At 74.6% G+C, this 9,308-nt stretch carries 10 protein-coding genes and 1 tRNA gene; 4 read left to right on the forward strand and 7 right to left on the reverse strand.

The window, feature by feature from the left end:
- Positions 1-154: 154 nt before the first annotated feature.
- The 6 genes from Ani05nite_RS18765 to Ani05nite_RS18790 form a co-directional block, all read right to left on the reverse strand.
- Positions 155-228, reverse strand: a tRNA-Ala gene (locus Ani05nite_RS18765).
- 79 nt (positions 229-307) lie between these two features.
- A complete protein-coding gene (gene sepX, locus Ani05nite_RS18770) occupies positions 308-1,078 on the reverse strand; it encodes a divisome protein SepX/GlpR (RefSeq protein WP_203769912.1) in 771 nt (256 codons plus the stop codon).
- 152 nt (positions 1,079-1,230) lie between these two features.
- Entirely contained in the window at positions 1,231-1,875 is a 645-nt protein-coding gene (locus tag Ani05nite_RS18775; RefSeq protein WP_203769914.1) for a GNAT family N-acetyltransferase, read from the reverse strand.
- Complete coding sequence (locus Ani05nite_RS18780; protein WP_203769915.1) at positions 1,872-3,182, reverse strand: molybdopterin molybdotransferase MoeA; 1,311 nt, start codon at positions 3,180-3,182, stop codon at positions 1,872-1,874. Before Ani05nite_RS18780 ends, Ani05nite_RS18775 begins: the two co-directional genes overlap by 4 nt.
- Positions 3,179-4,093 (reverse strand): UTP--glucose-1-phosphate uridylyltransferase, encoded by a 915-nt coding sequence (locus tag Ani05nite_RS18785; RefSeq protein WP_203769916.1) that lies wholly within the window; start codon positions 4,091-4,093, stop codon positions 3,179-3,181. Before Ani05nite_RS18785 ends, Ani05nite_RS18780 begins: the two co-directional genes overlap by 4 nt.
- Before the next feature lie 51 nt (positions 4,094-4,144).
- Positions 4,145-6,304 carry a diguanylate cyclase gene (locus Ani05nite_RS18790; protein WP_438845494.1) on the reverse strand — a complete coding sequence of 720 codons (2,160 nt, stop codon included), beginning with the start codon at positions 6,302-6,304 and terminating at the stop codon, positions 4,145-4,147.
- A 39-nt stretch (positions 6,305-6,343) separates the two neighbouring features.
- On the opposite strand from Ani05nite_RS18790, the gene Ani05nite_RS18795 reads away from it, so the two are divergent.
- The 3 genes from Ani05nite_RS18795 (at position 6,344) to Ani05nite_RS18805 (ending at position 8,475) form a co-directional block, all read left to right on the forward strand.
- Entirely contained in the window at positions 6,344-6,949 is a 606-nt protein-coding gene (locus tag Ani05nite_RS18795; protein ID WP_203769918.1) for a 5-formyltetrahydrofolate cyclo-ligase, read from the forward strand.
- Positions 6,950-7,017: 68 nt separating this feature from the next.
- Complete coding sequence (locus Ani05nite_RS18800) at positions 7,018-7,488, forward strand: FmdB family zinc ribbon protein (protein ID WP_203769919.1); 471 nt, start codon at positions 7,018-7,020, stop codon at positions 7,486-7,488.
- Positions 7,489-8,148: 660 nt separating this feature from the next.
- On the forward strand, positions 8,149-8,475 hold the full coding sequence (locus Ani05nite_RS18805) for a hypothetical protein (RefSeq protein WP_203769920.1): 327 nt from the start codon (positions 8,149-8,151) through the stop codon (positions 8,473-8,475).
- Positions 8,476-8,489: 14 nt separating this feature from the next.
- Here the strand turns inward: Ani05nite_RS18805 and Ani05nite_RS18810 are convergent, their stop codons facing one another.
- On the reverse strand, positions 8,490-8,672 hold the full coding sequence (locus Ani05nite_RS18810; RefSeq protein WP_203769922.1) for a hypothetical protein: 183 nt from the start codon (positions 8,670-8,672) through the stop codon (positions 8,490-8,492).
- A 57-nt stretch (positions 8,673-8,729) separates the two neighbouring features.
- Here Ani05nite_RS18810 and Ani05nite_RS18815 point away from each other — a divergent pair, with 57 nt between their 5' ends.
- Positions 8,730-9,062: a translation initiation factor 2 gene (locus Ani05nite_RS18815; protein ID WP_203769924.1), complete on the forward strand. Its 333-nt coding sequence runs from the start codon at positions 8,730-8,732 to the stop codon at positions 9,060-9,062.
- Positions 9,063-9,308 lie beyond the last annotated feature (246 nt).

The raw sequence follows: 9,308 nt of genomic DNA on the forward strand, positions 1-9,308 counted from the left end.
GTCGAGCCTCTGCCCGCCGCTGCCGCTTCACGGGCCAGCCGGACAGACTATGGGAGGAGCATCTCCGACGCAACGGCCGGGAAGGGAAAGCAAAACGGCGGCCCTGCCCCATCGGGCATTGCCGCCGTGGTGAGTTCAACCAGGAACTCAAGGGTGGAGCTGTGGGGATTTGAACCCCAGACCCCCTCGATGCGAACGAGGTGCGCTACCAGACTGCGCCACAGCCCCCCGGCCCCGTAGGACCGCAGCAAGGCTAACAGGTCGCCCCCGCGCCCCGCGAATCACCCTCCCCGGCGCGCCGGGAAGATCATTTCAGGCCGCGCCCGCCCGCCTCGTACGGCCGCCCGCGCAGCCCCCCGCCCCGCCGGTACGACACCGAGCCGCCGTTGACCGCCGCGGGCAGCTCCGACGGGTCGCGATCCAGTCCCATCGCCGCCCGCCGTACGGCTTCCTTCTGGGCGGCCAGCCGCCGCTGCGCCTCTCTGCGCGCCGCCGCCCGGCGCGCCTGCTCGCGGCGTACCTCGGCCTGCCGGGCGGCCAGCCAGGCCGCCTCCCGGGCCTCGACGCGGCGCCGGTGCTTGTCGGCGATGGCCCGGTTGCGCAGGTGGACCAGGTAGATCGCGAGCAGCGTGCCGGTCACCGCGAAGCTGATCCAGAAGCCGGGCCCGACGGCCAGCACGCCGATCAGTTCGATCACGTTGAGCAGCAGCAGGGCCGCGAAGACCCGGCGGCGGCGCACGACCGCCGGGGTCTGGCGGCGCGGCGGGGGGCGGCGGACCGGGCGGCGGGCCGGGACCAGGCGGAGCCGGCGGGCCGGGGGCGCCGAGACGGGGGCGGCCGGAAGCGCGGCCGGCTCACCCGTTAGGGTCCGCGACGTAACCAGGTACTGGCGTCCGGGGTTGACCGGTCGGCGTCCGGGCACGGTGCGGAGCCGACGGCGGCGCTGGAGCACCCGAGCCGTCGACGACGCCCGCTCCGCGGCCAGGCGCTCGGTGGCGTCGTACCGGCGCACGAGCGCGGGCGCGAGGGCGAGCAGCCCGGCAGCGGCGAGGACGGCGAGGAGCACCGAGGTCGGCACCCTCACCCCTCCCGTCAGCCGGTGGTGCCCGGGCCGGACAGCTCCGGGCACGCAAAAGTCCCAATCTCCCCGAGGCTACGCACGGGAGCTGTCATTTATCGGCACGCCGCGCCGGGGACGTACCGTCGTGATGATCAAATAACGGGACGCGGCTACTTCGCGTCGGCCCGCAGCCGGCGCCAGCGGGCCACCAGGCCGCCCTCGGCCGAGACTTCCTCGCTCGTCATCGCGTAGCCCAGGTGGTCGCGCCAGGCGCCGTCGATGTGCATGTAGCGCGGGTGGTACGCCTCCTCGCGGAAGCCCAGCTTCTCCACGACGCGCCGGCTGGGGCCGTTCTCCGGGCGGATGTTGATCTCGACCCGGTGCAGGCCGCCGGCGCCGAACGCGTGGTCCACGGCCAGCGCCAGCGCCGTCGGGATCACCCCGCGGCCCGCCACCCGGGAGTCGACCCAGTAGCCGACGTACGCCGAGCTGAACGCCCGCCGCACGATGCTGCCCAGGTTGATGTGCCCGACCAGCCGTTCGCCGCCGTCGTCCTCGCGCAGGCACACCGCGAACGGCATGCTGTCACCCTGCCGGGCGGCCCGCTTCATGTCGCGGTAGACGTACAGGTAGGCGCGGGGGGAGTTCATCTCGGCCCAGGGCCCGGGCGGCGACGACTCCCAGGGGCTCAGCCACGCCTGGTTCGCGATCCGGACCTCCGACCAGGCCCGCGCGTCACCACGACGGTACGGCCTGAGCAGCACGGATCCGTCCGCCAGGACGGCAGGCCATCCGGGCGTGGACCCCAGCATCATCGCCTCCGGTCGAGCAGCAACACGTCGACGGTCGACCCGGCTGCCGCCGCGGTGACCCGCTCCCCGAGCACCAGCAGACCGTTGGCCTCGGCGAGGCCGGACAGAGTGTACGGCCCACCGGCGAGCGGCTGCACAGTGTAGCCACCGCCACGCCGTTCCGCGACGTGTGCCGGGCGGAACTCGCGCAGCCCACCCGGGGACGACACCGTCTCCAGCAGGTGCGCCTTGACGCTGGGGCGGAACACCGGCTCGGAGCCGGCCAGCAGCTGGATGACCGGCCGGGCGAGCACCTCGAAGCCGATCAGAGCGGCGCCGGGCTCACCGGGCAGGCACACCACCGGCACCTCCTCGCCGCCGACCGTGCCGAAGCCCAGGGTCGCTCCCGGGCAGAGGGCGACGTCGGTGAACTCCACCGCGCCCCGGCCGTGGTCGCGGCGGGACAGCACCCGGCGCAGCATGTCGCCCGGGCCGGTGCCGGTGCCACCGGTGGTGATGATCAGGTCGGCCCGCAGCGTCTGGTCCTCGAGCAGGCCGCGCAGGCCCTCGGGGTCGTCGTCGCAGATCCCGATCCGGTACGCCAGCGCGCCGGCCTCGACCGCGGCGGCGGTCAGCGCGTGCGAGTTGGCGTCCACCACCTGACCCGGCTGGCTGGGCCGGCCCACGTCGACCAGCTCGTCACCGGTGGCCACCACGACCACCCGCGGGCTGGGCCGCACGACGACATGCCCGATGCCGGACGCGGCGAAGACGGCCACCATGGCCGGCGTCACGTACGCGCCCGCCGGCGCCAGCACCCGGCCGACGGGCAGTTCGTCGCCCGCCCGCCGGACGCCGGAGCCGCGCTTGGGGGCGTGCAGGATCTCCACGGCCGCCATGCCCTGGTCGGTCCAGTGCACCGGCACGACCACGTCCGCGCCGATCGGCAGCGGCGCCCCGGCCGCCACCGAGAAGCACGTGCCCGGGGTCAGGCGTACCGGGCGCCAGCTGGCCGCGCCCAGGTCGCCGACGACGTTGAGGCGGACCGGCCGCGGGCCGCCCTCGAAGGCGCCGAACGACGGGTGCGACCCGATCCGCCCGGCTGCGGCCAGGTCCTCCCAGCGGGCCGCGTACCCGTCGATCGCGGCCTGGTCGAAGGCCGGGTACGGGTGCGGGGCCAGCACGTCGTTGGCCAGCACGTTGCCGTGCGCCTGGGTGAGGTCGAGGTCGAGCGGAGGCAGCGCCCGCAACCTGCGCAGCACGCTGCCCAGGTATTCGGCGAGAGGCATCAGCTCGTTGGCGGCCGCCTCGGCATCGGCCGTAGCGGTCATCCCCGGGCACCGCCGGCGACGAACTCGGCCAGCCAGGCGCGGAACTCCTCGCCCAGGTCCTCGCGCTTGGCCGCGAGCTGGACGACAGCCTGCAGGTAGCCCAGCGGCATCCCGGTGTCGTAACGGTGGCCGCGGTAGACGATGCCGTGCACCGGCGTACCGGAGTCGAGCAGCGCCGCCATCGCGTCGGTGAGCTGGATCTCGCCGCCGCTGCCCGGCTTGGTGTTGTCGATCGCCTCGAAGATCGCGGCCGGCAGGATGTAGCGGCCCAGCACGGCCAGGTTGCTCGGCGCCTCCGCCGGCGCCGGCTTCTCCACCAGGCCGGTCACCTCGACGACGTCCTCGCCCAGGTCGGACGGCCGCACCGAGGCGATGCCGTAGCGCGACGTCTCCTCCGGCTTGACCTCCATGAAGGCCAGCACGATGCCGCCGGTGCGGGCCTGCAGGTCGAGCATCGCCGGCAGCAGCGGCGCGTCCTCGTCGACGAACTCGTCGCCGAGCAGCACGGCGAACGCGTTGTCGCCGATGTGCGAGGCGGCGACGCCGACCGCGTGGCCGAGGCCGAGCGGCTCACCCTGCCGGCAGGTGTAGATGTCGGCGAGCTCGCTGGTCCGGCGGACCGCGGCGAGCCGCTCGAGGTCGCCCTTCTCCTCCAGCCGGGCCTCCACGTCGGGGCGCCGGTCGAAGTGGTCGACCATGGACGTCTTGCCCCGGCCCGTCACCAGCAGCACATCGGTGATGCCCGCCGCGGCGGCTTCCTCCACGATGTACTGCAGGACCGGGCGGTCCACGACGGGCAGGAGTTCCTTCGGTACGGCCTTGGTGGCCGGAAGGAAACGCGTCGCGAGTCCGGCTGCCGGAATGACGGCCTTCACCGCCCGACGGCCGCTCGTATGGGCCTCTGTCGTCATCTGAGGGGTCACCGCACCTTCGCTCAGTTCGTGCCCGGACATGCCGCGAGACTATCGGCCACGGCCCTGCCGCGGCGCTTGTGGCCCGCCGGGCATGCCCGGCGCCGCGACGTCAGGGGCCGTCGCATGATCGAAATGCCCTTCCGGTACGCCCGCCGAAACCACGGGTTCCGTCACAGTCGGCGCGGGTGCCGGCCGGGACTCGGCGAGCCGGTAGGTGTCCCGTCCCGCATTCTTCGCCGCGTAGAGCGCGTCGTCAGCCGCATCGAGAACCTGCTGCGCGGTCGTGCCGTGCTCGGGATAGACGGCGATGCCGATGGAGACGCTGATCGACACCTGGTCGAGCGGACGTCCGGTGGTGGCGTCCTGCCGGCGGGCATCGATCGGCACCGGGATCTCGCGGATCGCGGCGCCCAGCCGCTCGGCGACGATCACCCCGCCGAACGCGTCGGTCTCGGGCAGCAGCACCACGAACTCCTCGCCGCCCTGGCGGAACGCCACGTCGACCTCGCGCAGCCCGACCCGGATGCGGCGGGCGAACTCCCGCAGCACCGTGTCGCCGGCGGCGTGGCCGTAGGTGTCGTTGACGTCCTTGAAGTGGTCGAGGTCGAGCACGAGCACGGTCAGCATCCGGCCGAACCGGCTGGCCCGTTCCACCTCGCGGCGCAGCGACTCGCGCAGGTAGCGGTAGTTCCACAACCCGGTCAGCGGGTCGGTGAGCGAGAGCCGCTGCGCCTCCTCGTGCATCCGTACGTTGTGCACCGCCACCCCGGCCTGCCCGGCGAAGGTCCGCAGGGTGAGCAGGTCGGCGTCGTCGAACCCGTCGGCGCCCAGCCGGTCGTAGAGGGCGAGCACGCCCAGCGTCGCCGGCTGCCCGGTGAGCACGGTGTCGCCGGGCACCAGCGGGTCGCCCACGGTGGCCGGGGCGCAGATCGGCACGGCCACGTACGTCCGGCAGGCCGGCTCGTCGAGCATGCCGCCACCGATGCCGCAGATGCCCCGCCGCGGTTCCCCGGTGACCGCGACCGCGCCCAGGATGCCGGTGCCCAGCGGCACCCGCAGCGCGGCCAGCTCCGCCTCGGGCACGTCCCAGCGTCCGGTCAGGCCCTCGGCGCAGCGGGCCACGAGCCGGCCGTCGGCCGGGTCGAGCAGCAGCACGATCCCGGCCCGGGCCCCGGTGGCGGACAGCGCGGTCTGCAGGATGACCTCCAGTATCCGGTGCAGGTCGTGGGTGCTGGACAGGGTGTCGCCGAGGATCGCGAGGTGACCGCGGAGCTGGTCCCGGCTGGCGGTCAGTGCCTGGACGTAGGCCTGCAACTCGCGGGTCATCCGGTTGAACGTGCCGGCCAGCCGGCCCAGCTCGTCGTCGCGGCCGACCGGCACCCGGGTGCCCAGCTCGCCGTCGGCCACCTTGCCCACCGCCCAGGCCAGTTCCTCGAGCGGGCGGGTGGTGGAGCGGGCGAGCCAGCGGGCCACGGCCATGGCCGTCGCGGCGACCAGCACGACCCCGGCGATCAGCAGCGCGTACAGGCCGACCGCGTCGGGCTGGGGCACGGACACGACCAGCGGCAGGGGCTGGCCCGGCTCGGCGGTGACCGCGCGCAGACGGCGGTGGCCGTGCGCGGTGACGTCGCCGGGCAGCGCGGCGGCCACGGCCCGGCTGATCTCGGGGGGCTCGGAGCTCAGCGCCGGTCCCGCGCCGGGACCGTCGCCGGCCAGCAGCGTGACCTCGGCGCCGCTGGACGCGGCCAGCCGGGCCACGAACGCCGCGTCGAGCGCCTGCACCGCCGCGACGGTGACCTCGCCCTGCCGGGCCCGCGCGACGATGGCCGTCACGCTGCCACCGGCGGGCGCCGCACAGTCGCGCCGGCCGTCGAGGTCGCTCCCCCCGATCCGGATCTCGGAGGCCAGGCCGCGGGTGACGAGCTGGTCGGCGGCGGATCGCCGGTCGGCGGCGGGCAGCACGGCGACGGCGTCGGCCGTGGCCTGGAGCTGCCGGCACATGGCGCCGATGGCGGTGCGCACCGTGGTCGCGGCATGCTCGAGCCGCTCGACCGTCCGGTCCCGGCTCACCGTGGCCACGGTCACGCCGACGAAGAAGGACCCGAGCAGAACCGGACCGAGCACGACCGCCAAGAATGCAGTAGTGAGTCGGCCACGCAGAGTCACACGTCCTCCTGGAAGTGGCCTTCTTTGGAGCGATGCTGACATAGTGTGCGCCGTTTGCCGGGTTCTAAAAGGGGGTGTTGCATGCCGGATTTCGCCGGTGGAGCGGAAAGATCTCACCCCGGGAAGGTTGCGCTGCGCAATCAGCTGCTCGCGGCGCGTAGATCATTATCGCCGGAGGCCCGTGCCGAAGCGGCGGCCGAGGTGCAGGCCGCGCTGCGCGATCTGGTACGCGCACACTCCGCCACGATCATCGCGGGGTACGTGCCCCTGGCGCCGGAACCGGGCGGCCCCGACCTGCCGGACGTCCTGGGCGACCGGCTGATCCTGCCGGTGCTGCGCGCCGACAACGACCTCGACTGGGTCCGCTACGAGGGGCCGGACACGCTGCGACCGGGCTCGCGAGGCCTGCGCGAGCCGGCCGGGCCCCGGCTCGGCGTGGACGCGATCGCCGACGCCACGCTGGTGATCGTGCCGGCGCTGGCGGTGGACCGCGGCGGCCTGCGGCTGGGCCGCGGCGGAGGCTCGTACGACCGGGCGCTGGCACGGGCGGCCCGGGCATACGTGGTAGCCCTGCTGCACGACGGTGAGCTGCTCGACCGGGTGCCGGCCGAGCCGCACGACCGCCGGGTGCACGCCGTCGTCACACCGGGCCAGGGTCTCAGCGAGACCGCCGACTGGACGAAATAAACTCCGATGACGGAGCATTGGCACTCCCGGACGGCGAGTGCCAAGCCATCGAGTAACGCGGAGGACCAGTGCCCACGTACCAGTACGCCTGCACCGAGTGTGGTGAACAGCTCGAGGCGGTGCAGTCCTTCTCCGACCCGGCCCTCACCGAGTGCCCGAACTGCAGCGGCAAGCTCCGCAAGGTCTTCAACTCGGTCGGCATCGTCTTCAAGGGCTCCGGCTTCTACCGCAACGACTCCCGCGCCGGGAACGTGAGCGCGGAGAAGTCCGCCGCGCCCGCGGGCGAGAGCAAGTCGGACTCCTCGGCGCCCGCCACCACCGCGGCGCCGGCCGGCGGCTCCGGCTCGGGCTCAGGTTCCGGCTCGTCCGGGAACGGCTCGTCGGGGAGCGGCTCGTCGGGCGGCAAGTCGTCCGGCAACGGCTCGGGCTCGGGCTCCGGCTCCGGCTCCGGCTCCGGCTCCGGCTCGGGCTCCGGCTCGGGCTCCGGCTCGGGCTCGTCCGGCTCCGGGGCGGCGAAGACGGCGACCACCGCCTCCTAGCACGAACCGCGCGGGCCGCGCCGCTGTCCACATCCCGGGGTTGTCCACAGGACGGCCCCGGGATCTGCTGCCGACCCCCTACTGTCCTGACCCGCGGCGCCCGACGGACGGCGCTCACGGTCGGCTCAGGAGGCGGTGTTGCGAGGCAGAGCCCGCGGGGAGACCCGGCTCGACCCGGTCCGCTGGCGGCGCCCGGGGCGCTCGGCGTTGCTGCGGTCGGCGGTGGTGGCGGTGCTGCTCGCTACCGCGGCCGTGGTGCTGTGGGCCGGGCCCGGCAGCTGCGATCCGGGCCAGGGCGGGTGCGGCGTCCGGCAAGCCTGCTCCCCCGGCGAGAAGGACTGTGGCGGTTCACCCGGCTGCGCTGAGGGGCAGACTCCTTGCGCCGCTCCACCCGCCTGCGTTGAGGGCCAGACTCCTTGCGCCGATCCACCCGTCTGCGCTGAGGGCCAGATTCCCTGCGCCGCTCCACCCGCCTGCGGTCCCGGCCAGGCCCGCTGCGATCTTCCGCCCGCCTGCAATCCCGGCCAGGCCCGCTGCGATCCTCCGCCCGCCTGCAATCCCGGCCAGGCCCGCTGCGATCCTCCGCCCGCTTGCGATCCCGGTCAGGCCGGCTGCGATTCCTCGTCGGCTCGCCCCGCCGTCGCCGGGGATCACCCGGCCGTGCCCGGATCTTGGCCGGCCCGGGGCTCCGCCGTTCCGCCCGGCCTGGTCGGCGTGCCGATCCGCCTGGCCGAGCCCACCGCGCTCCGGCTCCTCCACCCCGGTGACCGGGTCGACGTCTTCCGGGTCGCCGGGACCGGCGCGGGCCGCACCGAAGATGGCACCGGCGCAGCGGCCATCGCCACCGCGGCGCTGGTCATCGGTGTCACCGGAGCGGAGGACCCCACCACGGGCGGCCTGCTGCTGGCGCTGACCCCCGCGGAGGCCCGGCGCACGGTGGCGACGGCCGGCGGCGACTACGCGGTGCTCATCCGCCCCGACGGGTGAGCCCGGCGGGCGGCTCAGCCCCAGTGCGGCGGACGGTCCTCGAGCAGGCGGTCGTCGTTGGATTCGTCGCCCCTGAAGCCCCAGCCGCGTTCGGTGTCGTCGCGGGTCTGGTCGCTCAGCAGCGGCGGCTCCTCGGACTCGAAGTCCACGGTGCGCTCGGCGTCGGCATCACGTTCGGGCTCGTCCAAGATGTCCACGCTATGAGGGTAGGCCGCGTCGCGATGCGCTGTCCGCCCCCGGGGGATGTAGCGTCGATGAACGTGAGCGCCCCGACCGGTTCCGACGACGACGCGTACTGGCAGCGCCCCGACGCCGAGCCGGAGCCCTCCGGCGCCGGCCGCCCGGCGCCGGCGCCCGACCCCGCACCCACCTACCAGGGGCCGCCCCGCACGCCGCCGCCCTCGCCGCACTGGCAACCGCCCCTGGTGCAGCAGCCCCCGCCGCCGCGGGCGATGCCGGCGCAGGACATGGACGCCCTGGACGAGGCCGAGGGCTCGGCCCGGACGGTGACCTACGGCATCGGGCTGGTCGTGGGCGCGATCGCGCTGATCCTGATGTGCCTGCTCTGCGCCCGCGTCATCTTCTGAGCGGATCCGCTCGCCGGCACGCGATCTTCGTGGCGGGCGGCCTTCCCCGCGGCGCACGGCCTTTCCGGCGACGCGCGGCCTTCCCGGCGGCGCGGCCTTCCCGGCGGCGCGGCCTTCCCGGCGGCGCGGTCTTCCCAACAGCCGGTCTTCGCGGCACGCGGCCTCCCGGCGGAGCGCGGCCTCCCCAGCACCCGGCCTGCCCGGCGGAGCGCGGCCTCCCCAGCACCCGGCCTGCCCGGCGGAGCG

The sequence above is a fragment of the Actinoplanes nipponensis genome (assembly GCF_016862275.1).
GTDB lineage: Bacteria > Actinomycetota > Actinomycetes > Mycobacteriales > Micromonosporaceae > Actinoplanes > Actinoplanes nipponensis.